A 25,794-nucleotide genomic window follows, 5' to 3' on the forward strand; every position below is an offset into this window, starting at 1 on the left:
TTTTTGTGTAGGGAAATCTGGGTAATTTTTTGGGTTTTTTGTAGGGAGGGTCTGACACAGGTCAATACCCGAGTGCGGGCTGGCAGGCTCAAGGATGCGGGTTGGCTGGGTGTTGGAGAGTGAGGGCAACAATCGCCATGTGGATGTCGGTTATGCAATCCCGTGGGGAGCTCCCAAATTGTGGCGATCATTTATAGGAGGGCCCATCTTCGGCGCTGAAGCTTACCAAGCAATGCACATTAAGCCATATTGTGCAACAATAAGTCTGTATATGTCTGTCACAAAGTGCCTAGTATGCTTTTTATAGATAAGGCGGTATTGAGGTAGGTTTCATGGGGCATAAAAAAGTGGGGTCACTCATTATCGGGTAGCCCATAACTCCTGAGTGAATGCCCACCTGACTATATACCCCATTTCTGATCAATCCAAGTCTAATATTCTCTGAAATTGACCCACCGCCCAGCCTACTTAGGTGGATTTGGAGGGAAAAGGCATAAGGCCTATAATCAGGAATTTATTGATCTTCGATATCTTCTCCCTTTGTCGTAGAATCTGTAGGTTCCTCTCGTGTAATGAGCTTTTTGTAACCTAGGAAGATAAGTACAATCAGGATGGCAGCAATAGCACCGAATATTACTGAATTACCCACAGCTTCTGCGCCTTCCCCGAATGCGTATATCATTATTCCCGAACCGCCCACTAGGAGACCGATTCTCATTACATTTAATTTAGGCTTTAGCACTACACCAAGAACGAGAAATACGAATCCACAGGCATATGCGATAATAAACACGTTCCTATGATAGGTTTCCCAAGCAGTGCTCCCCCAAGAGTCAGGGCTTTGATAGAAGGTAACTATACCGAAGCCGACCAGTATGGCAAGTAGAATGCCTACGACTAGCCCGTAGATAATCTTAATAGCTGTCATTCCGTTTCCGCCTTTCATTTACTCCCATACCATCTCTAAAATCGCTAGAAGGAGTTAACCTTTTGATTTACCCGTGTCCATTATCCGATTATATCACTTTTCAAAATGAATGACTTTTTATAAGGAAACTCGCCTCTCAGATTCGCCATTTCTAGAATCATTGTTGGTGGCTTTAGCCCATTGATGAACACTTATTAGGACTTTTTTAATATGAATGCCTTTTTTAGAGATACCGAGAAAGTCTGGATATTTGCGTAACGTTTCGAGGCTAACTCCAACATTGGGCTTAAATATACCTATAGCCAGGTCACGGCCCAGGTTCAGGATGGCGTAGCCGCAACATGCCCCACATTTTCCCAGTTAGATTGCCGGATATTGAGCTGAAGGTGAGCCAAGTAGGCACATAGGCACAGCGGGTGCTCCAAAACCACTTATTTCTTTCGCAGTCTTAGAATCTTGTGATGACAACTGGTGCGAGAAAGAGCCCAAATCCTATCAGAAAAGTTATAAAAAGAATGTACGATATAGTTTGATTTGAAACATCGCTGGACGATAGTTGTACATTCAACGTATTTGCTTTTCTAAAACCAAAATACTGGACCTGCAAAAGAGCCCTTACAAGCCAATATAGTGAAAGAAATATCAGAACTGCTAATCCAATATCTGTATCTGGTAACTCCCCTGCATAAATAAAACAAATAAGCGCTGTGCCCAAATAGAAAAAGAGCAACAACTTACTGAAGATAAGCATTAGAATACGGTTGAAATCATCCAGCGTAGCCAGTGCGTTTTTCCAATCGAGTAGCTTGGGGAAGTAAAAATGAGTAAATGCCCAAAGTAGTAGATATGAGCCGCCAATATAAATCAAGACTTCAGCGATCATTTTTTCTCCTCCTTTCATTAATTTTGGTTGCCAGATTATATATGCAGGCTGGTAGTTAAGTCAATAGGTGAGTGAGCAAAAAAACTATCGTACAACAAGCTAAATTGATCTCGATGATATACGTATCCGGCCTATAAAATACTTGTAAGTGCCCTCTTACCCCTTGAAGTACCATTATCTATGATAGCTAGAGGTTTTATAAGCCGCCACTGGGGTAAGGTAATAGTATCGTAGGGTGGAATTCCTTTTATTTCTAATACTCACCACCCGTTACTGCTCGGTAATTTGATCTGTGCATTTCTTGCCTGTCTCCCGCTCATAGGCCTTGCAGCTAGGGCAAATTAGCCTGTCAATGGAGGATAATATCTTACACAGCTTGTTACCCCGTTTTGCCCTCGAGCAGATAGGACACTTATCCCTGCAATAGAGTGCCTTTTCACTTAGATCAGCCATCACTATCACCTCCTCCCAAACAATATGCTTCCTTAGAATATGGCAGCACAATAGCATGTGGTTCTTTATTTGTCAAACACTGCACATCGTCGGGTAGATGTTGGCACGTGAGAATCATTGGAGATGATGCAACAGTATACCCAAAGTTATCCCTCTTGAGCTGGCTCTATCGTAATAACTGGCCAGAGGAGCCGATGCGCTGTCGTGAGATATAATCTCTCTACTTTTTCTCCAGTCCCTTTTCCTCCGTCATTGCCTTAGTGCGCTTCTTCGTCTCATCAGCCTTTGCCAGTAGCCAGATGAAGGTGCCTAAGAGGACCAGGAAAATACCAATCCCAATTGGTCCTGACCAAAAGAGCAGCAAAAATAGTGTATCTTCCATACTTCCTCCTTTCATTAATTTTAGTTGCCAGATTATATATGCAGGCTAGTAGTTAAGTCAATAGGGGAGTGCACATCAGATACTCTTATTGTGGTTGACGTGCACCACATTGCCTTGAGGGATTGACAGAAAGTGCCCCGCCAATTACATAGGGCTTTGTGGGAATAGTTAGCTTTTGTGATGATAATATATGTTGACAGGCTTTATACACTGTGATATAAACCAAGTGGAGAATCCCGAATGAAACATATACTCGTAGGGGTTTACCTGTCTCTATACGTAATCTGATGGGCAAGAGTGAAAGTACCTGAAAAAGGGGGAATCGATGACTAAAAAGTATGTCTTCTCTTTTTTCCGCAAGTTCACACCACTACTTATTCTACTGTGCTTGCTGTCTCTGTTGCTTCCAGCCCCGGTTGCCGTGGCTGATGGTCCAGTCAATTTCCCTGACCCCTACCTTGAGGCTATCATTCGTGGGTTGATAGGAAAGCCTATACCGGAGGAAATTTTAGAATCTGACTGTGCTACGATTATTACCCTTCCGGCCTCAACAAGTGGCATTACCGACCTCACGGGTCTGGAGTACTGCACGAACCTGGAGAAGCTGAACATTGCCTTGAACCAGATAAGCGACCTCTCTCCTCTCGCTAACCTCACCAGCCTTACATGGATCTGGGCCCAGGTGAACCAGATAAGTGACATCTCTCCTCTCTCTAACCTCATCAGCCTGGAGCATATCGAACTTTACAATAACAGCATAAGCGATACCTCGGCTCTATCTAATCTCACCAACCTGAATTGGCTCTGGCTTCACGCGAACCAGATAAGCGACCTATCACCACTCGTGGATAACGCAGGACTTTCAGGGGGGGATTGGGTTACCGTCTGTTACAATCCATTAGATGCGGATTCAGTCAACATAGACATACCTGCACTTCAGGGGAGAGGTGTGTACATATCATGCCCTGTTGCCACGGAAGATGGCGGCTGCTTCATCGCCACCGCGGCCTACGGCACATCGACCGCTGAGGAACTCAATACCCTCAGAGCCTTCAGGGATGAAGTGCTGCTAGAAAATAGCCTCGGCTCCCAGTTAGTGGCTCTCTATTATGAGGTTAGCCCGCCGGTGGCGGACTTCATATCGGAGCATGAGGGGTTAAGGACTTTGGTCAGGGAGCTCTTGGTTGACCCCGTTGCCTGGTTAGTCGAAGCAACGGAGGCTATTTGGGGGGAATAGGGTAGCTTCCCATTGAGCGTCCCGCATGAAACATATCCTCGTAGGGGGTTTTTTGGCTTAGTCCTTAAGCACAAAACCAATAACCAAAGGAGGGAGTGATGACTAGAAAGAGTTGCTTCACTTTTTTGAATAGGTTGACTCTAGCAATTGTTCTGATAGGCTTGTTGGCGTTGCTAATTCCCGGCTCGGTCGCCGTGGCCGCCGATGAAGTTGACTTCCCAGACACTGTCCTTCGAGAGGCGATAAGGGATGCAATCGGCGGAGGAGACATCACCCAGGCCAAACTTGATCTGCTTACCAGCTTTTCGTACGGGGGTTCGCTTCTTCCTGACGTTACCGATCTTACCGGAATGGAGCACTGTACCAGCCTGACTACGCTCGGCCTCGAGGAGAACCAGATAAGCGACATTTCTGCGCTATCAAGCCTCACCAGCCTGACTTCACTGTCGCTTCAGAACTACCCGTGGAGTGGGAACAACCAGATAAGCGACATCTCTCCTCTATCAAGCCTCACCAGCCTGACGTGGCTCCACCTAGATTACAACCTGATAAGCGACATCTCTACGCTATCAAGCCTCACCAGCCTGACTACGCTCGGCCTCGAGGGGAACCTGATAAGCGACATCTCTGCGCTATCAAGCCTCACCAGCCTGGAAAGCCTTGGCCTCATACTGAACCAGATAAGCGACATCTCTGCGCTATCAAGCCTCACCGGCCTGGTGCATCTCGAACTTACTGGCAACCAAATAAGCGACTTCACGCCGTTATCCAGCCTCGCCAACTTGTCCACGCTTTATCTTGGTGCGAATCATATAAGCGACATCTCTGCGCTATCAAGCCTCACCAGCCTGACAGATCTCGCCCTAAGCATTAACGAGATAAGTGATATCTCTGCGCTGTCAAGCCTCACCAGCCTGACAGATCTCGACCTAACTATCAACCAGATAAGCGACATCTCTGCGCTGTCAAGCCTCACCAGCCTGACAGATCTCGGCCTAAGCTATAACCAGATAAGCGATATCTCTGCGCTATCAAGCCTCACCAGCCTGAATATTCTCCGCCTAATTGCCAACCAGATAAGTGACATTTCACCACTCGTAGCGAACTCAGGACTTTCAGATGGGGATGAGGTTTACCTTGTGGGCAATCCATTAAGTGCGGAGTCCGTCAACACACACATACCTGAACTTGAGGGGAGAGGTGTGATTGTGTGGTACTATAGTGGCGAAGGCTGCTTCATCGCCACCGCAGCCTACGGGACATCGACAGCCGAGGAAATAGACACTCTCAGGGCCTTCAGGGATGAAGTACTACTGGAAAGCACAGTGGGCTCTCAACTTGTGGAGTGGTATTACCAGACCAGCCCTCCGGTGGCGGACTTCATATCGGAGCATGAGCTGTTAAGGACTTTGGTCAGGGAGCTTGTGGTTGAGCCTGTTGCTTGGTTAGTCGAAGTCACGGGGACCCTCTGGCGAGAATAGGGCAGCTTCGCCCCAAAGGCGGTTTATAAAACTTCAAGCTAGCAGGGCACTTTGGGCCTGTTAGCTTCTTTTTTAGTGTTATAATAGCCTAAAGAGCCCACACAGGCGGATTTGGGGGGTAGAGAATGAAAATCAAGGAGATTGCCGTAATATTGCTTCTGGGTATATTGCTTGTAACAGCCTGCACAAGTTCGTCCACACCGCCAGATACAGAGACGGTCACAGCCGATGTCCAAATTATCACCGAAAACTTGAACTGCAATGATATATCGCTAGGGCCTCTTAACTGCCAGTGCTTCCTAACGGGCACCGTCAGGAATATTGGAGATGGAGATGCCACTTCGGTAGTGGTTAAGGCCGAGTTCTTCGATACTTATGGCACAAGGCTCGGTGATGAATCAGATGTAGCAGGTAGCACAGGCGATTTAAGCGTAGGAGAATCGGCCAGCTACTCTATGAGTTTCAAAGAGTCAGAATGTCCGGTTACCTACGCGGTGTGGGCAGAATGGAAAGAATCGGGGGATGAAGGCTGCTTCATCGCCACCGCAGCCTACGGCACATCGACCGCCGGGGAAATAGACACTCTCAGAGCTTTCAGAGATGAAGTGCTGCTACAAAATAGCCTCGGCTCCCAGTTGGTGGCTTTCTATTACGAGGTTAGCCCGCCGGTGGCGGACTTCATATCGGAGCATGAGCCGTTGAGGACTTTGGTCAGGGAGCTCTTGGTTGAGCCTGTTGTTTGGGTGGTCGAAGCCACGGGGACTCCCTGGCAAGATTAGGGCAGCTTCACCCCAAAGGCAGCTCATAAAACTTCAGGCTAGCAGGTCACTTTGGGCCTGTTAGCTTCTTTTTAGTGTTATAATAGCCTAAAGAGCCCACCTAGGCGGATTTGGGGCATAGACAATGAAAATCAAGGAGATTGCCGTAATATTGCCTCTGGGTATATTGCTTGTAATAGCCTGCACATGTCAGTCCACAGAACCAGAGCCAACGCCAACGCCAACACCAGAGCCGACCATAGCCGGTGTCCAAATCATCACCGAAAACCTGAACTGCCATGAGATATCGCTAGAGCCTTTTAACTGCGAGTGCTACCTAACGGGCACAGTCAGAAATATTATGGATGTAGACGCCCCGACGGTAGTGGTTAAGGCCACGTTCTTCAATGCTTACGGCACAAAGGTCCGTGATGAATCAGATATACCCGGCGATTTAAGCGCAGGAGAATCGGCCAGCTACTCTATTACGATCCGTGAGTCAGCATGTCCGAGCACCTACGAGGTATGGGCAGATTGGGAAGGATCGAATGAAGGTGAAGGCTGCTTCATCGCCACAGCAGCCTACGGGACATCGACCGCCGGGGAAATAGACACTCTCAGAGCTTTCAGAGATGAAGTGCTGCTACAAAATAGCCTCGGCTCCCCGTTGGTGGCTTTCTATTACGAGGTTAGCCCGCCAGTGGCGGACTTTATATCGGAGCATGAGCCGTTGAGGACTTTAGTCAGGGAGCTCTTGGTTGAGCCTGTTGTTTGGGTGGTCGAAGCCACGGGGACTCTCTGGCAAGATTAGGGCAGCTTCACCCCAAAGGCGGCTCAAAGACTTCAGGCTATCACTGAAGCTAACAGGGCGAGTATACCTCTATACCAAATACCGGCATTAGGTTGAAAGCAATATTCTTTGCCGTCCTTTTCTTGCTCTGAATTCCTCTATAAATTAACCGGCGGCTGGATTCTAAGAAGCGAGCTAGTATAATGTTGTAAAAACCCCGTTAACGCTTGAATTTTCGACCGGCCGCCGCCAGGGGTGCTACAGCCAGCCAGAGAGCAATGGTTATCAACATAGCCATAGGATAGTCTATTGACTGTGTTCCTGACTGTGCTGTGAAGTGTGGGGCGATAACCCCCCAGAGAAGCATGACAAATAGTGAACTCAAAAAGAAACCGGGTATAGCAGCCAGTATGGTAAAGTATCCCATCGTATAATCCCTCCTTTAAATTGATCCGCAATTTTTACAAAAGTCTAATATACGCTTTGGTGGGTGTCAATAGCATGGAGCTTTTTGGGGTTTCTCCCGATCAGTTCAGCTTATGTGGATTGCACGATGTGCCCAAATGCTAAGTCTGAAACTAGGTTGCGATGGAGATGGCTCCCCTGGGACATTGGAGAATGCATGCTTCACATCTCTCACAGCGTCCCGGGTATTTCATTATCACCCTCTTGTGCCAGCCCCTCTCAATGTCATAGACCCCCCGGGGGCAGACATCGTAGCATATACCACAGGCAGTGCAGTTAGCTTCATCGAGACTTATTTCCCCCCTTTTTATTCTGGCCCGCTCCCCAAAGTTTATCGGCCCAATTTGCCTTATGCCTATTCTATCTAGCAGGGGGTCAAGGTCACTCTTATATAACGGGGTTACCCCGCTAAAATCGGTGCCAATTATTATGACAAGCCCCATGGCCATAAAGAACAGGTCGAGGATATACCACGATTGCCCCGCACCGAGGGAAACATATACTAGAAGCCCTGCTGCTATTAGCCCCTCCAGGAAAAGCAATTTATGCCACCCTACTCTACCCGGAATGAGAGGATAGAAGCCGTACATCAGGAAGAAAAGTCCCCAGCTCAACACCACAAACTCGACAAGCCAGGACGTGCCGAAGATAGCCAGGATTACCAGGATGAGGAGAAACATGGAGAAGAAGACTCCTATGCCTGCGTCCAGTCGGTCGATAAGGGGCCACTTGACGCGGCGCATGTCATCGGTCTTCTTGAAGCTATTGGTCACGTATCCAGGTATGTCCCTGGCATACACCGGGCCAAACTTGCAGCGCCAGCCCGTCTCCTTCCTCACCAGACGAGTATCGATACCTGGGGCAGCGAGCTGAGGCAGTATCAGTGTTCGGTTGGTTACCCTCTCGCCGATTCTCGACGTTCTAACCACCGAGATCACCGAATGGGCAGTGAATTTGCCGCCCTTGGCGGCACACCAGACATTTATGCCGCCTGTTGGGGCTACCAACAAATAACAGTCCAAGTACCTCAGGTGCCTTGTAAGCCTTTTCACAGTGAGGTCGAAATTGGCGGTGACGAAAACGGGGCTCCTCTCATCGGGATTACCTAAAACCCTCAGTCCTGGCTCCACGGAAAGGGGGAATAAGCGGAACAGGGTTGCTATGGCTGTTCTGATGGCCTGCTTAGCTCCCATATCGGCTAACTCTTCCTAGCCACATAGAGCCCAAAGGAATCAAGAAAGCTTCTTTTTTGGTAAATGATTTCGAATCCACTGTCGGTCAGAGCATCCTCGATGCCCTTCAATGCTTTGGTTGACGCCTGTATCAGGATATAGGTTATTACCACTAGTGGGACGCGAACCAATAAATGCAAAATGCGCTTCCACGGCGAATTTGACCTAACTTCATCGGCGATGATGAGGAGCCCGCCGGGTCTCAGGATTCTATTTGCTTCCCGCAGTACGTACTTCTGTTCATCAGGATAGAACTCACTGAATACCAGAGTGCTCACGATCTTATCGAAGGTTCCATCACTAAAGTTGTTATCCATTTCAGTGGCAGCCATTTCTCGAAATTGAATTTTGTCGGTCAAATTTCGCTCACCCGCTTTTCTTATCGCAATAGCCAGCATCCGATACGAAGTGTCAAATCCGACTACCGATGCGCCTTTCTCGGCACAGAGTATTGCCATCGTCCCGGTACCACAACCTATTTCAAGGACTTCGTCGCCGGCTGTTATATAGCTTTCAACGATATCCCGCTGAACCCTGTTACTGTGCCCTAACGATAGCAGATTGATACCGGTGTCGTAGCGCTGCGGTGACGACTCAAGGACTTTCATAAATGCATAGCTTACCATTATTGTCTCCGAGCCCATTATAGCAACTTCCCTGAGGCAAGGTAACATCTATGTACTCATCCAATACATTAGCGATACCTCACCGTTCGCCTCCTCTGGTTGTCATCTAGAGTGAAGCTAATCGATCTCACCTTTTCCCACTCACCCGCCCCGAGATGTATTTCTGCCCCGATATAACCGGAGGTCTCTACCTTATAGCTCCTTCTTACTTAATAAAACCTATGGTGTAGTATGTTCACAACAGACCAAACGGCCGCTTGTGAAGTCAGTAGATTGATCTCAAAAGGCCCGGTATGCTACAGTTGTTATCATCAGGAATTCTAGCGTTATTCACGATGGCGCAACCCTGGACTATTAGGGCATAGTGTGGACACCGCAAAATGCGGAGAGAAATGGAGGATGTAAAGTGAACTTGTTTGATGCTGATAATTTAGAGGGAGCAGCGGCGCTACTGGAACTCAACTGGCAATTTCGGGCATCCCGAGTTTTGATGGCAGCTCATCAGCTTGGCATCTTTGAAGCACTTCGGGAACCCAAAAAGCCCATGGAGGTGGCAGAACAGTGCGGAACGGACGTGGCTATGACCGAGAAGTTGCTCATCGCTTGCTGCGCCCTTGGTGTTGCGGGGCGGGATAACGATCATTTCGTGCTGACGCAGTTGGCAGTGGATACACTGTTGCCCGAAAGCCTGCGCTATCTCGGCGGTGTTCTCGATCACAACGAAACACTGTGGTGGGCCAGTACGGGGCTTCCCGATATAATACGCACGGGGGATCGCGGAGCAGCACCAAAGCCACCTGAAGCTTTCATATCCCGCTGGCACGAGCACTGGATCTGGGCCATGCACGGCTATGCTGCCAATGGTGTAGGACAGTGGGTAGCGAGACAATTAGACTTAAGTGACCGAAGTTTATTGCTGGATGTCGGTGGTGGTCCGGGTACGTATAGCATCGCCCTGTGCCAACGCTTCCCCAAGCTAAGGGCTGTCGTATGGGATTTGTCACAAACCATTGCCATTGCCCAGCAGGTGATTGAGCGGTTCCATATGGAAGACCGTATCGCCGTGAAGGAAGGTGACTGGAATCGTGACGAGTTCGGCACTGGATATGATTGTCTACTAATGTCCAACACCATGCATGGACCAGGCTTTCAAGCAGAGGAAAGGCTGAATCAGGGAATGCGTGCGCTGGTAAAAGGCGGAATGCTCATCGTAAATGACTTCTTGTTAGACAATGATAAAAGCGGGCCTTTACCTGCGGCGCTCTTCAACTTGATGATCGGTGCCTATACTGTGCATGAGCTGATTGCTGTCATTCGCTCGGTCGGCTTTGTGGACGTGTCTCTTATTGCCTCCAACGCCCAGAGAGGGAGCGGTATTGTCACAGCAATCCGTCCGTAAATCCGTCAGTCTCCGCCAGGGTTGCATACTTTGGGCTTCGGTTCAACGGGAGACTGCGATTCAATCTGCCCCATGCGCGCGGGAACAGGTTGTAAAGGATGTTGGTTGGCCAGATGCGGGCTGGGAGCATTCGTCTATGGGTTAATAACGCGCATACCCATCCCGGTTATGGCCATGCCAGTCGGCGGCGCATTAAAAGTAGAAAAAAATCACCGGTCAAACCGCTAAGCGCTCATTATCCTCAGGGGCAAGGCAAACAGGGACAGGCTAGCAGACATTTGACAGACCGCTAGATTTTGTATGCTGCACATAGAAGACTCCAGGTGCTATAATAGCACTAAGAAGCCCATCAGGCGTATCTGGGCAAGAGGCTAAACATGAGCGATATTTACGATGAAGCACAGGCACTGGTCCAGTGCAAGTCATGCCCCTGGTATAAGAACTGCGTGCTACCGATACGGGTGACGGAAGAGGACCTGAGAAGGCAAATGGAGTCCTCAATGCCCGGTGCGTCAATGCCGGGAACGCCGTACGGCATATCTCAGCTCCTGTCGAGTATGGCAATGGCGGCTCAAAACTCCCTTCTCGAGGGCTGCCCTGTATTCATCGATAGACTCCGCTCAAACCCAAAGATTGCCGATCGTGTAAAGAAGATTATGCAGGAGTGGTCACAGGAGAGCGAGCAGCAAGAATAGGGCCGAACAGGGAGGCTTCTAGTAGAGGATATTTATCTGTTGAAGCGTAGAACTTATGAAAGGTTACCGCACTCCATCCTGGTTTCGAATGAAGGGATTCCGCGACCAGGCACAGGACAAGGTTCACGCCAAGAAGAGCAGCAGACGCAAGTCGAAGAGAACGAAGACCAAATAGCCCAGCCCGGATTGTCGCATGTCCATTTAGCAATTGAGCCAAATCACAAGAGGAGGGCAATATGACCACGGCGAGTCAGATCTATCGAGATTTGCAAAAGCATCTAGACGAGTTGCCCATCGGTTACCCGCCGACGAAATCGGGTGTTGAAATCCGCATATTGAAACACCTCTTCACTCCAGAAGAGGCAGAAATAGCAACACAACTTCCTATGATACCGGAACCCCTAAATGACATTTACCAAAAAATGGCAAAAATCGGAATTTCTATCCAAGAACTGGAACAGATACTGGACCGCATGGTCCATAAGGGGACCATTCTAACTAGAAAAAAGGATGATAAGAAATACTATGGAAATGCGATGCTCGCTGTAGGAATATTCGAACTACAGGTGGAGCGACTCACCAAGGGTTTCACCGAAGACATGCTGCAGTATCTCGATGAAGCATTTGGCCAGGAAGTGTACCGTACCAAGATTCCCCAGTTGCGCACCATCCCCATCGAGAAAAGCATTCCCCGAGAGTATCACGTCAGCAGCTATGACAACGTAAGACAAATTGTCGATAGCATCGATGGTCAAATTGCAGTAGCTAACTGCGTTTGCCGCCAGGCCAAGGATCTCATTGGTGAAAGCTGCCGTCATACCGACCTTCGTGAGACATGTTTAATATTTGGTCGTGCAGCCGAGCACCACCTCAACCTGGGCCTTGCACGCTCTATCACCAAAGATGAAGCCTTCGATATTTTGAACAAAGCAGAAGAAGCGGGGTTAGTCCTGCAGCCGGAGAACTCACAGCGTCCGCATTATATTTGCTGCTGCTGCGGTGATTGCTGTGCAATCCTGACCACGGTTAAAAAACTCCCCTGCCCGGCAGAGTTCTATGCAACCAACTACTATTCTGTCGTGGACCCCGACCTGTGCAACGGTTGTGAGACCTGTTTGGATATATGCCAGTTAGATGCCCTGGAAATGGTAAATGACGTTGCTACAGTCAACCGTGACCGTTGCATCGGCTGTGGGAACTGTGTGGCAACTTGCACATCGAATGCTCTCCAGTTACACAAGAAAGAGCAGGAATCGTTGCCTCCAGTAAATACCAAAACCCTGTACATGAATATCATGTCCAGAAAATGAATCACCCCTCAGCAAGCCGACGGCCATCTGTGACGAGAATTCTCGCACCTTCATCGTTCGAATTCGCTTTGCAGCGCCTAAAGACGCTTCTTGCCACCCTGCGATTCATCCCGCCAGCAAGCTAAGGGGTATTCTCACTAATTTTTATAAGTAACTAACTTTATGAGACCGGGATGGGCAAGGTGCCACGGGTAAAAAGAACTGATTTGTTGGATGGGATATTCTCCGGGGGTGGCTCACTGGGAATGGCCTATGTCGGTGCTCTCAGAGCAGTTCGAGAGCATGGTTTCTGGTTCGCACGCGTTGCGGGCACGTCGGCGGGTTCCATGGTGGCAGCCCTGATAGCAGCAGGCTACGATGCTGCCGAGCTGGAATGGATTTTCGCTCCGTTAGAATCAACCACTCATAGACCCGACTCACTGCCGTCCTCGATAACAGAACCCATCGATCTTTCCACATTCCTCGACTACCCTGAATCCTCGAGCGATATAGATTCTACTATCATGAGAAAGACGTATCTCTGGAGAGCCATCAAGCTGAATGCGGTGGACGAGCTTCTCAATAGGAAACTAACCCGACTTCCAGCACGTAACCAGTTGGTAGATGACATCACGGGTAGAATCGTCGCACTATCATTCGGGAGATTGAACCTGTTTCGGAACCGCATCTATAACATTATAAACACCGCGTTGCACTTTTACCCGGAGGACACGCCCGCAATCCGGAGTTTCATGCCCATTACCCTGGAGCAGCTTCGCGAAGATATAGCCGATGTTGCCTGGAGGGCATTTACCGATACGGTTAAAGATTATCGACTCTTTGTGAACTGGACCTTCGAAGGCGGGTTTTTCGAAGGCCAAGCTATGTACAAGAAGATGAAAGAACTACTGGAGGCCAAAGTTTGGGAGTCCAGAGGTCTATCGGTACGCCCGGTCCGGTTCAAGGATCTACCTCTGGAGCTGGGTGTCATTTCAGCGAACACGTCCCACCCGGACAAGGCGAAGCGGATGCAGGTCCGCACAAGGCTCAGTGCTGGCAATATGGAAGTGGCGCGGGCATTACGCGATTCTATGAGTGTTCCCCTGTTCTTTAAGCCTAGGAAGTACACTAGAGGAGGCAATACATTTGAGATAATGGACGGAGGATTAATCTGCAATTTCCCCTTCTGGCTCTTCACCGGAGGACATGAGGGATACCTTGTGCCCAGCGCAGACGACAATGCGAGGACCAAAGTAGGTTTTATTCTGGATAAAGAGATTGATGCCCCCTCTCATTGGGGCTGTCCTGAACCAAAGTGGCATATGCCCGGCTCCAAAGAGGGACGTTCACCGAATAACACCGAAGCCCTTGCCGAAAACCCGGAGTTCGCTTTCCTCTCGTGGGGAGGTCTATTCTCGGGGAGTCCATTCGGCGAGTTCATCGGTATAGAACGTGCGTTGAGGCTGGTTGATGTATCCCTGGCCGCAGGACTGACCTTTACCGAACCCTGGCGCTCGGGTATCAAGGAAACCTATCCTTACTACGAAGTATACATTCCGTTAAAAGGCTATAACGGGCTGGATTTCTCCGTGAACAAAGACATTAAGACCTGGAGGGGAATGGTTGACCGCGGTTACGAGGCAACGGTAGCCAAACTAATAAATGCTGGCCTCATCCGAGGTTCAGCCAGGAAGAAGAACCCTTACCGCCCTTAAAGCTAAACCGAAAGAGGGTCAAGGTCACAGGCCGAAGTATAGTAATCACCTGGGTAGACGTTACTGAGCCCTATCGGTTCAAGGGGCTAGTAGCAGAGGCACGTGCAGGGGTTTAATTGCAACTAAGAAAACAAGCGCTCCTCAGGCATTTCTTGTTGGAGCGGCTAACTATGAAACCAGCCTTTCAACCTCCCCGGAGACCGTCTCTTCAGCCACCACACCAGGGCAACGGAAAACAGCGCCAGACCGCCGAAAGTGGCCATCTTCTGTACCAGTGTGGTATTAACCGCCACCCTGCTGAGAGCAACAGCGGGCCACAACATACCTCTCACTACCGGTTTCGAACCGGGATGGTTATCGATGAACCGAGCTACCGGCGGGCTGAGCCTGTAGTAGGCGGATACCAGACCTCTGCCGACGGGGGTGGTCATCAGGTAACTATCGCGGAACTGGCGTAGGATATCAACATTGCTGTCCATATAAGAACCGTAGGCAGCGGTAGCAATGAAGCACCAGCCATCATCGTCTGGAGGTTCAATAACCTCAACCGAAGAGCAATGCCTTATGGCTACATATATCGTACTTTTGCCGGTGCAGTTACCTCTAACTACTGCATAATCTCCTTCCTCTATCGGTATCAGGTTATCTACGTCATCCTCATCAAAGTAACACCAAACATCGGTAAAAACATCGCTTAATAATCCACAATCCAGTGTAAGGTAGGGCTCCTCACTAAGCACACCTCTACCTATTACACCTATCTTCCCGGATACATCAAGAATATTCCCTTTATATTCGGCATCTGCTTGAAAACTATTTTTGTCATAATCGTCGCACAGTTGATCCGCGGTTACGCATATCACCCCCGGTTCACACGTTGGAGTTGGCGTAGGCTCAGCTGCTGGCTCTTCGCCTGCTGTAAAAAAGATCCAGCTGGCAACGCCGGCCGCTATCAGAACCACAACAATAATCAATATCAACAATACCCTTCTCATAATTCAGCTCTTTTCATGGCACGTTCCCATTCAAGCCCTAAGTAACTAATGCCCTCTTTAAAATAATGAAGCCCCCCTCCACCGCGAAAGGCCCCTAATAACTGGCTCATTCTTCGACAACCCAGACGTCCCGGTTAATCCTCTCCACCTGAGGCCCGTGGCTCGGCGCCCCCGCTGTTCAGCGAGTCTGCCCTCCTCGGAACCATATATTCGGCTGCTGACTTCTACTCCTTCTTAAGATGGCGTTCTTTGCGTTCAGTACTACCGATACTGTGTTACCTGTATGTCAACATCTTGTAATTCAAGTTTCAGCTCGTGATGAGGCAATCCTCATCGCTCGTCGAGCTCATAATATCCCCGTGGTATCTGTAAGTCAAGTAAGCTAATTAACCAGTGATACTGAACATTTCGTTACAGTATTTACCATTGTATTGTTTTGACTTCAAGTGCCAGGGAAATCAACGGGGCTCCTTTTGTCCTATGTATGTTGCGTCGATGAAAGTCTTTGTAAAATTAGGGGCATTTGTAAGTTCGAGATACTGGACTCGATCAGCTATCCTTTGCGCCTCGGCCCGCTGATGCCGTGAGATCAGTGCCAGCTTTGCTCCCATGCCAGCGGCATTTCCTACCTGCCGAAAGCGGCTCCGCGGTAACGGCGGCAACATCCCGATCGCCGTTGCGCTATCCACATCGATGTAGCTACCGAAAGCCCCGGCAATCACTACCTGTTCAATCTCCGCTGCGGTGTGTCCCGTCGCCTCCAATAGCACCTGAATACCGGTATTTATAGCTCCCTTGGCTAGTTGCAGCTCGCGTACATCATGCTGTGTGATAGTTATCGCCGGCCGCCCCTCTTGCCCGGCCTGCCCTCCCCATTCCGCCATCTCACCCTCGCTTACCAGCACGAACTCGCGCTGCCCCTTTACCCCACGCACCCGCGGGTGATCGCCCATCCTCCCACCGTGATCCAGCACACCGGCCAGGTGAAGCTGTGCTATAGCATCGAGGATTCCCGAGCCGCAAATACCTGCTGGCGGCGCGCCACCGATGGTCTGATATTCGACCGTGTCGTCTACCAGCCGCAGCCGCTCTATTGCCCCGGGTGCCGCCCTCATGCCGTCCTTGATATGCGCCCCTTCGAAAGCGGGGCCCGAGGCGCAGGAGACACTGGCTATCTCGCCACCGCTTATTATCGCCACCTCGGTGTTGGTACCTATGTCCAGCGCCAGCGTGACCCCACCAGCCTGCCACACACCCGTAGCCAGCAACATGGCAACATGGTCGGCACCCACAAAGCCAGCAATGTTGGGCAACAGGTGCACGTATGCTCCGGGACTAGCACGTATTCCAAGCTCACGAGCCTTAATGTCCAGGGCATCGCATACCGCCGGCAGGAAAGGTGAGAGTGCCAGTTGCGCCACCGGCAGGCGCAGCAGCAGGTGGTGCATGGCGGTGTTGCCCACCACCACCATTTCGAGTATTTCCTCCGGTTCGGCCTCGACCTCGGCACAGAGGTCAACCATCATCTGGTTGATCGCCTTTACAACCGCCCTCTGCAGCTTCGCCCCTGTGGATGGAGACTCCCTGACACGGGCGATTCGGCTGATGACATCCTCGCCGGAGGAAATCTGAGGGTTCATAATGCCATGCGCAGCAAGCGTCTTTCCGCTATCTAGATCGATCAGGTAACCCGCTATCTTGGTGGTGCCGATATCTACCGCCAGCCCCAATTGGCGGCCGTGCCAGGAACTTACGGCGATAACCTCGTCACCCCGCACCGAAGCCTGAGCCTGCCACTTCCCTGACCTCAGCTGGGGCGACAGGGTGCGAAGCGCCTCGAGATCGATGGTACCACAGCGAACCTGATGCTGCCGGTAGAGCGTCTCCAGAAGCCGCCTGGCATCGGCGCGCAGGTCATCCATTGAGGGTGGTGTTAACTCCAGGCGGTAGGCGCGAACCGGCGGCTCCGGGCTAACCGCAACCTCCCAGCCTTCCACCTGGGTGCGCTGGGGTGCTGTGAGGGACTCCGTCGGCACTCCCAGCTTGCAATCGCCAAGCGGGTAGGTCTGGCAGGCAAGGCGATAGCCGCTTTCAAGTTCCTGAGAAGAGAGGTAGCTTTTCTCATTCTCGGTTGGTGGCGATACACTCCCACTAATCACTTGCACTTTGCAGCGGTGGCAGGTACCCTTGCCCCCGCAGAGGCTGACCAGGTCCACCCCCAGTCTCTGCGCCGCCTCCAGCAGCGATCGGCCGGCGGGGCATTCGCCGCGCCGGCCTACGGGCTCAAAATCAATCCTATACAATTTCAACTTCTAGAAAGCTCGTAGGTCTTGCCCGTCTGGATCATCGCCCTAAGATTCTCCGCTTTAATAGCGGCGGGAAGCTCGCATCCAGAGGACAGGAAGAACCCACCGTCTCCGCCAACCTCATCGATTAGCTTTTTACAGTAAGCCTCCACCTCTTCCGGCTTCCCCAGGGACAGCAGCGTGGGGTGCACGTCTCCGGAGAGGCAGGCGTGGTTGCGGAGCACCTCTTTAGCGGCAAAGATGTCGGTGGTGCCATCGAGCGCCAGCACCACCGAGCCCCGGGGCAACTGCTTGAAGTAGGGGATATTCCTGTCCCAGCTCGTATCCAGGTGGAACCAGGTGACGATCCCCTCGGACCACAGGGCGTCCACGATCTCCTGAGTATAGGGCCACCAGAAACGCTCGAAGATCCTCGGCGGGTAGAAGTAGCCCCCGGCGCGCTCCTCGACGACGAGCGTGATCTTGCTATTGAACATCTTACAGCCGTTGATCGTGGCCTCGATGAACTCGCGGGTCATTGTCTTCAAAGCCTTCTCAATAATTTCGGGGTTGTAGTACAGGTCCTCGGTGAATTTTATCATGGAGCGGCCGAGCGAGAGCCTGAAGAAGGGGTGGCAGGTGAAAGGGGAGGGGGGATACATGGTAACAACCCCCCGTTTCGCCCATTCATCCATGCCCTTGAAGAAGCTGGGAATTATCTCATTCAGTGTCTGGTTCAGCTCCGCTGGCGTGATGTCCAAGACGCGGAATACGAGGTCCTCGGTCATGAACTTCACCCAGCCTATCTCCGCGATGGTGTCGTAGTCCTCCGGCTTCAGCACCTCCTCCTCACATGCCTGGTAAGCGTAGTCATCGGGCAATTCCATGCCGGGATAGGCCAGCCTGAGCCCGAGGGCCAGCGTCATTACCGTTTTTATCATCATTATCGACTTCCCGGTAAGGCTGCCCAGGTCCAGGTCCCACCCCCCAACATCATCAAACACCTTGTATATGGCATCGAGCGCTTTCTCCTCATCCGAGTAGAACTCCGCTGCGGCCATACCGGAGATCCGGGCGAATGGTGCTGCGGTTGCCAGGATAGCGATCGGGACGCGGTCCGGCTTCTCCAGTCGGATTGCCGCCTGCACTCTTTCCTGGGAGGTCATCGTTTCGCTGGCCATCTCTATCCCCCTCTCATCACATCGATGCAGTAGGCCACGCCCTCTGTCGCATCTGTGGTCTGGAAGTCAGCCCCCACGTGGTCTTTGACCACGGAGGTGGTTACGCCTCCCCCGATCATGAGCTTGAACTGCTCCCTGAGGCCGGCTTCGTGCAACATTTCGGCCGCCTGCTTCATGCTATCGAAGGAAGTGGTGATCAGCGCCGAGAAGCCGACGAAATCGGGGGCGGTTTCCCTGACCTTCTCCACTACGAGGCCCGGGGCCACATCCACCCCCAGGTCATGCACCTCGAAGCCCTGGGCCTTGAGCATGATGGCAAGGATGTTCTTACCCAGGTCATGGATGTCTCCTTTCATTGTAGCCAGCACCACGCTGCCCAGGGGCTTGGAGGGGCGCACCCCGGCCAGGTAAGGCTCGAGGATGGCCATCGCCCCCTTAAAAATCTCGCCGGACAGCATCAGCTCGGCCAGGAAGTACTCGCCCTTCTGGAAACGCTCGCCCACGATGGCCATGCCCCGTCGGCACTCCTCGAGGATCTGGACCGGGCTCTCGCCTCTCTCCGCCCTGCTTTTTACCTCCTCCGCGACCCTGTCCCTCTCCAACTCTACGAGCGCCATGCTCAGTTCTTCTGACATCCCATACCCCCTTCCGCGAGGATTATATGCTACCAGCAGCCCGATGGTCAATGCAGCATACCCATCCATCGTACTGGTTATATACCTGTAACCGCGGCCCCGGTTTATACCCGCGCATGGGCCTGGGGGTATGAAGCAATCACAGAGGCGGTGTATGGGCAGGCATTTAAACTATCATTGCTAGGAGCGGGGAGAGGTGGCAATCTCCTAAATAGCATGATTTAGATTATGTAACGCGGGGATTACCACGCTGCGCTGGCAATGACAGGGGAGGTCTGCTACGGCTCTTAATAAAGTTATGCCACGCTACCAACTGACGAAATTGGGAACAGGAAGCCCAACACAACCATTAACCATTAAACATTAACCATCTCGTACTGCATTGTGCCGACCCCCAGCTTCTCCGCTGTTTCGAGTTGCACCAGGCTATGCGTCCGGTGCATCTTCCCCAGCAGGTCGGGGGGCACTTCCGATGTAGAACCAGGGATAACGGGAGCCCGGTCAATAAGGTCGAGAGATGCCTTGTCGGCGGCTACCGGGTCAAGAGAAAACACGATACCTACATCCGGTATAACCGGCTCCCCTGATGGTGCGGCGCAGTCACAATAGGGGACAACATCCTGGATAAAGTTCAGAAAACCGATCCTCCCCCTGCATGCCGATAACACAGCACCGGCTACGTGAGCCAAGTAGACCTGGAGCTTCTCCTTAGACCCGGCAGGCCATACCCAACACCCTAAAGGACACGTGAACCAGCATGTACCACAGGAGATACACTTTTCCACCTCTCTCTCGGGCCTATCATTCACCATCCCTATTGCATCGGTGGGACACGCGTCGGCACACTTACCACAGCCATCGCAGCCGCTTTCATCGAACTCCGGCATGTTTACCAGGTGCTCGGCCCTCTTAGTCTCTGTGGACACACAGCCCATCCCCAGATTCTTCAACGCACCGCCGAAGCCGGTAAGCTCATGACCCTTTACGTGAGAGAGAACCAGTATACAACCCGACTCCAGCAGCAAGGAGGGAACCTTAGCCTGCCCGAGCTGACAGCCGCGGATTCGATTCCCGATAGGTAATGCCTCCTGCCTGTCATCGTCATCGGTTATCACAACCGGGGCACCCACGGTAGCCTCGGCAAACCCGTTCTTAGCCGCCGTATCCAGGTATTTTTGCCTGGTATCCCTCTTTCCGGGGTAAGAAGCCACGGTATCGAAAAGAAAGGGTCTGCCGCCCCTTTTCAGCACGATATCCACTGACTTCCGCACCAGAACGGGCCTTATATACCTTATGTTACCCAGCTCCCCCATATGTAGCTTGATTGCCACAGACCCGCCACCGGGTATCATCTCTTCGAATCCCGACCTTCGGAGAAGGGCTTGGATCCCACTTAAGGGGTTTAGGCCTTTAGAATAGTCAAAAAACAAAACCTGTGCCATAAGTTCACCCCTTTTTAAGTGTTTAGCATTCTGACAGCCCAAATGCTGCGATGCTATTATAGCAACACCGGCAGTGCGTTGTCTCCCAGAGTAAGGAATAAATCAAATTATTCCCCCTAAAAAACCGAAATGACTAAGCTTTACTAGTAATTCGTAACTGGCGCCTTTCTAGCTTCTTGCCTCAATTTTATCCAAATCATTTATCGCATGCTATCCAGGACCATAGCAAGGTTTAGTCACTTGGGACGGTCATTGTAATTTACCACTTGAATAGGTAATATATAGTACGCGTGAATAAAAAGATATAGCGATGTTATCTCATAACAATGATGAATCTTAGAAGGAGCCGACACAGAAAATGGTACTGGCGCTTGATGGCATAAAGATAATAAACATGTGCTGGATCGGCCCTGGTGCTTTCTGCACCGAGATGCTTAGTGACCTCGGCGCCGATGTAATCAGAGTATCTGATGTCGATCAAGAGAAACATAGCGCGCTACCTATGATGGTATTCGAGGCCTATCCCGGTCTGCGTAACTGTCGTACATTCGGCGTCAACCTAAAAACAGAAGCGGGTACAGAGGTCTTTAAAGACCTTGCGAAGAGCGCTGATATCATGATGGAAGGGTTCCGCCCCGGGGTGAGTAAGCGCTTGGGTATCGACTACGATACCATTAAAGACATTAACCCCCGAATAGTATATACGTCCCTATCTGGTTATGGGCAGGATGGGCCTTACCGTGACATAGTCGGGCATGAACTAAACTACATAGCGATCAGCGGTCTTTTGGACTTGACCGGACCGAAGGGTGGGATGCCTGCTATAACGGGCGCAGTTGTCGCTGATTGGTCCGGAGGATTGTCCGCCGGAGTCGGCATTCTAGCAGCGTTGATCGCGCGTGATCGTACGGGAAAAGGCCAGTTCCTGGATGTTTCCATTACAGACGCCATAACGGAAGTGACATCCATGCAGACAAACCCGTATCTATACAAACGTGGAATAGTCCCCAAGAGAGGCGAAACTATCTGGAACGGGATGTACCCCTGGTATAACGTCTATGAAACAAAGGATGGGAAGTACATCACCATTGCTACACTTGAGCCAAAGTTTTTCGCTAACCTGTGCAAGCTTCTGGAAGGTGAAGAGTTCATCCCGTATCAGTTCGATGAGGGCGAGAAGCGGAACGGGATGTATAAATTCTTTGAAGAGAAATTCAAGACTAAAACGCGGGATGAGTGGGTAGAGCTGTTGATGTATGCAGATACATGTTTTGCACCGGTCTTGGGTATCGATGAGGTGGAATTCGATCCCCAGTTGATCGCGCGGCGGATGATCCAGGAGTCTGATCATCCCACAGCGGGCCGTCTCAAGCAGATCGGCTCGATGCATAAGCTCTCTGATTCCCCAGTGGATGTGAGGAACTGGGTCACCAGTTTTGGACAGCATACTAACGAAATTCTACGTGAGATAGGCTATACTGATAACCGTATAAGTGAACTTCGAGAAATGGGAGCAGTTGGTTGATGGAACTCGCCATCGAAAGAAAAAGACTTGCTCGACAGGGCCGGACTCGCTCTTCTGTAATTCTTCTACCACTTGATAAATAGCTGGGTGAAATTCTCCGATACTCTTGCCAGTACCAGCAGTGTCTACTATTGGGGCACCAAAACAAATAAGACGGCTATAAAATCGGCGCGACTCAATTAAGCAATAGAGATCTTCAAAGATTACGGGGCCGATAGGTGGGTGAAAAAAGCGTAGAAATCATTCAAGGCTTTTTAAAACGGAAATATACTCAATTGAACCATATCCTGGAAAAGGGACATAATTTTACCATAGTTTGAGGGGGGACAGGTTCTCTGCAATAATTGAAAGTGCCTTTGGCCCCCTTCTCTGAACCTTCCCTTCCACCACGAGCCAGCCCTCCCTGAATATAACCTGCCCGCACTTTTCCTGGACATCACCGAATACCGTTACATCGGCTACACCGGTACCATCCTCCATTATGACATAGAGCACCCTGTTTCCATTCCTGGTCGGTGGGGTCTGGTAACGAATGACAGAGCCGGCAATCTTAACCGCACTACCCTTCGCCACAGATGGCAGGTCTTTTATCCTGGTGAACCCGTTGTCGAAGGGGTAGAAATCCAGGGGGTGTGCCGATAGATCCAGCGATAGTAGCTCTCTCTCCGCCAGCATCCTCGTCTTCCTATCGATGTTAAGGTTAGCCTCTATTGAGCCTGTCTCTGCATCTTCCATCAGGGGTCTCGCCCCCTTTCCCACCCTCCGGCCTAGACCCACCAGGCCGGGCAATTCGGAAAGCATCTCCTCTCTACTTCCCAACGAATCAAAGGCCCCAACCCTTATCAGGTTCTCCAGGATAGGTTGCCCTACCCTGGTTCTAAGCACGAAATCCCTTAGTGAGGTAAACCTCCCTTCCGCCCTCTGCGCAAGGATAGACTGCAGGGCCCGGTTCGACATTCCCTTGAGCTGGGCGAGACCAACACGTATAGCCCCACCCCCCCCGGTATATCGGTCAGAGGACCTATTAATATCAGGAGGCATTATTTCCACCCCACACCTCCTTGCCTCAGCTACCAGGACATGTGGCGGATAATAACCCATAGGCTGATTCGACAGCACCGCAGCGAAGAACTCTGCGGGGTAATGACACTTCAGCCAGAGCGTCTGATAGGCGAGGATGGCATAAGTAGCGGCGTGAGCCTTACAGAAGCCGTAAGCGGCGAAGGCAGCCAGTTGCTCAAACACCCTCTCAGCAATCCTTTTATCCACCCTGTTTCTGGCGGCGCTGGAGATGAACGAGCCCCGCATCTTCTCCATCTCCTCTGGAGTTCGATCATGCGTCATGGCTCTCCTGAAGCCATCCGCCTCCGCATAGCTCATTCCAGCTAGGTCATGGGCAACCTGAAGCACCTGTTCCTGGTAGAGTATCACCCCCAACGTTTCGCCAAGGGCAGCCTTCAGTCTGGGGTGAAGGTAGGTTACCGGTTCCCTGCCGTGTCTCCGGGGCAGGTAGCGCTTGTCCATGTTTGACTTGAGAGGCCCCGGCCTGACCAGGGCAATTGAGACAACGATGTCTTCAAATCGATTAGGCAGCAGCCTCCCTGCCATTTCCCTCTGCGCCGGAGATTCAAGCTGAAAGGTGCCTATGGTCTTACCGTCACGGAGCATGGCAAAGGCCTCAGGGTCATCCTGTGGTATCTGGTCTATATCGACATCAATACCTCGATTCCTTTTAACCCCGGTCAGCGCGTCCTCGATAACGGTAAGGGTGGGGAGCGCCAGCAGGTCCATCTTGACGATGCCAAGCCTCTCGATATCGTCCTTGTCATACTGGCTGATGACATCCCCACCGCTCGACCACTCCAGAGGTACCAAATCGGAAAGCCTGCCGTCTCCGATCAGCAGTCCCCCTAAATGGACGGATAGATGTCTGGGGAAACCATCTATGGCAGCACACAACTTGAAGAAACCGGCAAGCTCAGGCCTCTTATATACGGCGCTGTTCTTCAACTCGGGCAGGCTGTCCGCACACTCCATAAGCCTGGAGGCAGACAGGTAATGGATGCCCCTACAGGCCTCTTCAATGACCCCCTCCGGTATCTCAAGCGCCTTGCCCACATCACGAATGGCACCCCGGGCCATGTATGTATTTATCGTCCCCACGCTGGCCACGTTCTCAGCACCATACCTCTCATAGATATAGTCCCTCACCTCGTCCCGTCGTCCCCGGTCAATGTCCAGGTCGATATCGGGCGGTTCACGCCTTAAAGGGTGCATAAAACGTTCAAAGAGGAGGCCATATTCCATGGGATTAACCACGCTTATATCCAGTACATAGACCACCAGGCTATCTACCGCGCTGCCCCTGGCCTGACACCTGATACTCCTCTCCCTGGCCCACTTAACTATGTCCCAGACTACGAGAAAGTAGCCGCAAAAGCCGAGCCTGCGGATGGTATCAAGCTCGAGCTCAAGACGCTTTACGATTTCGGGGGTAAGCGAGCCGTATTTCCTCCGTGCTCCGTCAAGGGCCAACCTGGATAGGTAGCTATAGTCGGTCTCACCCCGGGGAACAGCGAACTCGGGGAAGCGGGGTTTACCCAGCTCCAGCTCCAGCTCCAGGTTACACCGGGAAGCAATCTCTTCCGTTGCAGCCAGTGCCCGGGGGAAACCCCTAAAGAGGCTCGCCATCTCCTGGGGGGATTTGAGGTACTGCTCTACAGTTCGGTAGCACCCAAGCTCGGAGACGGGGACATTCCGGCCTATGGCACTGAGCAGCTCTTTTACCGCGTACTCTTCCATTTCGACATAGTGGACATTGTTGGTGGCAACTACAGGCAGGTTCTCCTCTACGGCAAAGGTGGCAAGCCGGTAGCTGGCCACCATCCCCTCCCTTGAGGGGTACCGTATAAGCTCCACGAAGAAGTCCTCTCCGAAGACCTCCCTGTAGAAGCAGGCTGCCTCTATTGCCCTGCCCACATTTCGCCTCTCCAGCCATGTAGGAAGCTCACCCCTGCTGCACCCGGAAAGTGCGATCAGGCCAGCACTTAACCTCTGCAACATCTCTCTGGTAGCCTGTGGCTGCCTTCCTCGATTCGACAGGTGAGCCTCGGTCAGCAAGCGACACAGATTTGAGTAACCCTGTCTGTTTTTACAGAGGAGCGTCAGGTGATATCCCCCCTCCAGATCGACCTCAGCCCCTATGATCGGTTTTACCCCGAGGGCTCTTGCCCTCTCATAGAACCTGATGGCTCCGCTCAGCCGGTTATGGTCGGTAAGGGCTAAGGCGGGCATGCCCAGAGCACCCGCCTTTTCCAAAATCCGCTCCAGCGGTGAGGCCCCGTCAAGAAAGCTATACTGGGAGTGAACGTGGAGATGAACGAAACTCATGTTAACAG

Annotated in this window: 22 protein-coding genes; 9 read left to right on the forward strand and 13 right to left on the reverse strand. The window is 51.4% G+C overall.

Going from position 1 to position 25,794, the window contains the following annotated elements; translation table 11 throughout:
- Positions 1–514: 514 nt before the first annotated feature.
- The 4 genes from VMX96_10335 to VMX96_10350 all read right to left on the reverse strand — a co-directional run bounded on the left by VMX96_10335 (position 515) and on the right by VMX96_10350 (position 2,646).
- A complete protein-coding gene (locus VMX96_10335; protein HUU64295.1) occupies positions 515–928 on the reverse strand; it encodes a hypothetical protein in 414 nt (137 codons plus the stop codon).
- Positions 929–1,376: 448 nt separating this feature from the next.
- The gene (locus VMX96_10340) at positions 1,377–1,811 is read right to left on the reverse strand and encodes a hypothetical protein (protein ID HUU64296.1); all 435 of its coding nucleotides are present in this window, start codon (positions 1,809–1,811) and stop codon (positions 1,377–1,379) included.
- A gap of 270 nt (positions 1,812–2,081) precedes the next feature.
- Positions 2,082–2,264, reverse strand: a complete 183-nt coding sequence (locus VMX96_10345) for a hypothetical protein (protein ID HUU64297.1) — start codon at positions 2,262–2,264, stop codon at positions 2,082–2,084.
- Positions 2,265–2,484: 220 nt separating this feature from the next.
- Positions 2,485–2,646, reverse strand: a complete 162-nt coding sequence (locus VMX96_10350) for a hypothetical protein (protein HUU64298.1) — start codon at positions 2,644–2,646, stop codon at positions 2,485–2,487.
- 325 nt (positions 2,647–2,971) lie between these two features.
- Here VMX96_10350 and VMX96_10355 point away from each other — a divergent pair, with 325 nt between their 5' ends.
- The 4 genes from VMX96_10355 to VMX96_10370 all read left to right on the forward strand — a co-directional run bounded on the left by VMX96_10355 (position 2,972) and on the right by VMX96_10370 (position 6,933).
- Positions 2,972–3,883, forward strand: coding sequence for a CFI-box-CTERM domain-containing protein (locus tag VMX96_10355; GenBank protein ID HUU64299.1), 912 nt, complete (start codon positions 2,972–2,974; stop codon positions 3,881–3,883).
- A 98-nt stretch (positions 3,884–3,981) separates the two neighbouring features.
- Complete coding sequence (locus tag VMX96_10360) at positions 3,982–5,364, forward strand: leucine-rich repeat domain-containing protein (GenBank protein HUU64300.1); 1,383 nt, start codon at positions 3,982–3,984, stop codon at positions 5,362–5,364.
- Between the two features lie 125 nt (positions 5,365–5,489).
- Positions 5,490–6,143 carry a CFI-box-CTERM domain-containing protein gene (locus VMX96_10365; GenBank protein HUU64301.1) on the forward strand — a complete coding sequence of 218 codons (654 nt, stop codon included), beginning with the start codon at positions 5,490–5,492 and terminating at the stop codon, positions 6,141–6,143.
- Positions 6,144–6,267: 124 nt separating this feature from the next.
- Positions 6,268–6,933, forward strand: a complete 666-nt coding sequence (locus VMX96_10370; protein HUU64302.1) for a CFI-box-CTERM domain-containing protein — start codon at positions 6,268–6,270, stop codon at positions 6,931–6,933.
- Between the two features lie 199 nt (positions 6,934–7,132).
- On the opposite strand, the gene VMX96_10375 is transcribed toward VMX96_10370, so the two are convergent.
- The 3 genes from VMX96_10375 to cpaM form a co-directional block, all read right to left on the reverse strand.
- Positions 7,133–7,339, reverse strand: a complete 207-nt coding sequence (locus VMX96_10375; GenBank protein ID HUU64303.1) for a hypothetical protein — start codon at positions 7,337–7,339, stop codon at positions 7,133–7,135.
- 151 nt (positions 7,340–7,490) lie between these two features.
- Positions 7,491–8,570, reverse strand: coding sequence for an HgcAB-like fusion protein (locus tag VMX96_10380; protein ID HUU64304.1), 1,080 nt, complete (start codon positions 8,568–8,570; stop codon positions 7,491–7,493).
- Positions 8,571–8,575: 5 nt separating this feature from the next.
- Positions 8,576–9,235, reverse strand: coding sequence for a corrinoid protein-associated methyltransferase CpaM (gene cpaM, locus VMX96_10385; protein HUU64305.1), 660 nt, complete (start codon positions 9,233–9,235; stop codon positions 8,576–8,578).
- A gap of 406 nt (positions 9,236–9,641) precedes the next feature.
- Between cpaM and VMX96_10390 the strand changes: the two genes are divergently transcribed.
- The 4 genes from VMX96_10390 to VMX96_10405 all read left to right on the forward strand — a co-directional run bounded on the left by VMX96_10390 (position 9,642) and on the right by VMX96_10405 (position 14,333).
- Positions 9,642–10,634, forward strand: a complete 993-nt coding sequence (locus tag VMX96_10390; GenBank protein HUU64306.1) for a methyltransferase — start codon at positions 9,642–9,644, stop codon at positions 10,632–10,634.
- 377 nt (positions 10,635–11,011) lie between these two features.
- Positions 11,012–11,329, forward strand: coding sequence for a hypothetical protein (locus VMX96_10395; protein ID HUU64307.1), 318 nt, complete (start codon positions 11,012–11,014; stop codon positions 11,327–11,329).
- A gap of 236 nt (positions 11,330–11,565) precedes the next feature.
- Entirely contained in the window at positions 11,566–12,639 is a 1,074-nt protein-coding gene (locus VMX96_10400) for a 4Fe-4S binding protein (GenBank protein HUU64308.1), read from the forward strand.
- A gap of 182 nt (positions 12,640–12,821) precedes the next feature.
- Entirely contained in the window at positions 12,822–14,333 is a 1,512-nt protein-coding gene (locus tag VMX96_10405) for a patatin-like phospholipase family protein (protein HUU64309.1), read from the forward strand.
- A 164-nt stretch (positions 14,334–14,497) separates the two neighbouring features.
- On the opposite strand, the gene VMX96_10410 is transcribed toward VMX96_10405, so the two are convergent.
- The 5 genes from VMX96_10410 to VMX96_10430 form a co-directional block, all read right to left on the reverse strand.
- Entirely contained in the window at positions 14,498–15,328 is an 831-nt protein-coding gene (locus VMX96_10410) for a CFI-box-CTERM domain-containing protein (protein ID HUU64310.1), read from the reverse strand.
- A 458-nt stretch (positions 15,329–15,786) separates the two neighbouring features.
- Positions 15,787–17,631: an ASKHA domain-containing protein gene (locus VMX96_10415; protein ID HUU64311.1), complete on the reverse strand. Its 1,845-nt coding sequence runs from the start codon at positions 17,629–17,631 to the stop codon at positions 15,787–15,789.
- A gap of 2 nt (positions 17,632–17,633) precedes the next feature.
- Entirely contained in the window at positions 17,634–18,794 is a 1,161-nt protein-coding gene (locus VMX96_10420; protein ID HUU64312.1) for a uroporphyrinogen decarboxylase family protein, read from the reverse strand.
- A gap of 2 nt (positions 18,795–18,796) precedes the next feature.
- Positions 18,797–19,429, reverse strand: coding sequence for a cobalamin-dependent protein (locus VMX96_10425; protein HUU64313.1), 633 nt, complete (start codon positions 19,427–19,429; stop codon positions 18,797–18,799).
- Between the two features lie 356 nt (positions 19,430–19,785).
- On the reverse strand, positions 19,786–20,760 hold the full coding sequence (locus tag VMX96_10430) for a DUF362 domain-containing protein (GenBank protein HUU64314.1): 975 nt from the start codon (positions 20,758–20,760) through the stop codon (positions 19,786–19,788).
- Positions 20,761–21,229: 469 nt separating this feature from the next.
- Here VMX96_10430 and VMX96_10435 point away from each other — a divergent pair, with 469 nt between their 5' ends.
- Positions 21,230–22,396 (forward strand): CaiB/BaiF CoA-transferase family protein, encoded by a 1,167-nt coding sequence (locus VMX96_10435; GenBank protein HUU64315.1) that lies wholly within the window; start codon positions 21,230–21,232, stop codon positions 22,394–22,396.
- A 306-nt stretch (positions 22,397–22,702) separates the two neighbouring features.
- Here the strand turns inward: VMX96_10435 and VMX96_10440 are convergent, their stop codons facing one another.
- Positions 22,703–25,786 (reverse strand): DNA polymerase III subunit alpha, encoded by a 3,084-nt coding sequence (locus tag VMX96_10440; protein HUU64316.1) that lies wholly within the window; start codon positions 25,784–25,786, stop codon positions 22,703–22,705.
- Positions 25,787–25,794 lie beyond the last annotated feature (8 nt).

This window comes from Dehalococcoidia bacterium (assembly GCA_035528575.1).
Classification (GTDB): domain Bacteria; phylum Chloroflexota; class Dehalococcoidia; order E44-bin15; family E44-bin15; genus DATKYK01.

Excerpts from the sequence above, each read along its gene's own strand:
- VMX96_10345 (HUU64297.1), bottom strand. The coding sequence starts at position 2,264 with ATGGCTGATCTAAGTGAAAAGGCACTCTATTGCAGGGATAAGTGTCCT.
- VMX96_10365 (HUU64301.1), top strand. The coding sequence starts at position 5,490 with ATGAAAATCAAGGAGATTGCCGTAATATTGCTTCTGGGTATATTGCTT.
- VMX96_10340 (HUU64296.1), bottom strand. The coding sequence starts at position 1,811 with ATGATCGCTGAAGTCTTGATTTATATTGGCGGCTCATATCTACTACTT.
- VMX96_10375 (HUU64303.1), bottom strand. The coding sequence starts at position 7,339 with ATGGGATACTTTACCATACTGGCTGCTATACCCGGTTTCTTTTTGAGT.
- VMX96_10380 (HUU64304.1), bottom strand. The coding sequence starts at position 8,570 with ATGGGAGCTAAGCAGGCCATCAGAACAGCCATAGCAACCCTGTTCCGC.
- VMX96_10425 (HUU64313.1), bottom strand. The coding sequence starts at position 19,429 with ATGTCAGAAGAACTGAGCATGGCGCTCGTAGAGTTGGAGAGGGACAGG.
- VMX96_10370 (HUU64302.1), top strand. The coding sequence starts at position 6,268 with ATGAAAATCAAGGAGATTGCCGTAATATTGCCTCTGGGTATATTGCTT.
- VMX96_10400 (HUU64308.1), top strand. The coding sequence starts at position 11,566 with ATGACCACGGCGAGTCAGATCTATCGAGATTTGCAAAAGCATCTAGAC.
- cpaM (HUU64305.1), bottom strand. The coding sequence starts at position 9,235 with ATGGTAAGCTATGCATTTATGAAAGTCCTTGAGTCGTCACCGCAGCGC.
- VMX96_10360 (HUU64300.1), top strand. The coding sequence starts at position 3,982 with ATGACTAGAAAGAGTTGCTTCACTTTTTTGAATAGGTTGACTCTAGCA.
- VMX96_10420 (HUU64312.1), bottom strand. The coding sequence starts at position 18,794 with ATGGCCAGCGAAACGATGACCTCCCAGGAAAGAGTGCAGGCGGCAATC.
- VMX96_10440 (HUU64316.1), bottom strand. The coding sequence starts at position 25,786 with ATGAGTTTCGTTCATCTCCACGTTCACTCCCAGTATAGCTTTCTTGAC.
- VMX96_10435 (HUU64315.1), top strand. The coding sequence starts at position 21,230 with ATGGTACTGGCGCTTGATGGCATAAAGATAATAAACATGTGCTGGATC.
- VMX96_10355 (HUU64299.1), top strand. The coding sequence starts at position 2,972 with ATGACTAAAAAGTATGTCTTCTCTTTTTTCCGCAAGTTCACACCACTA.
- VMX96_10395 (HUU64307.1), top strand. The coding sequence starts at position 11,012 with ATGAGCGATATTTACGATGAAGCACAGGCACTGGTCCAGTGCAAGTCA.
- VMX96_10335 (HUU64295.1), bottom strand. The coding sequence starts at position 928 with ATGACAGCTATTAAGATTATCTACGGGCTAGTCGTAGGCATTCTACTT.
- VMX96_10410 (HUU64310.1), bottom strand. The coding sequence starts at position 15,328 with ATGAGAAGGGTATTGTTGATATTGATTATTGTTGTGGTTCTGATAGCG.
- VMX96_10350 (HUU64298.1), bottom strand. The coding sequence starts at position 2,646 with ATGGAAGATACACTATTTTTGCTGCTCTTTTGGTCAGGACCAATTGGG.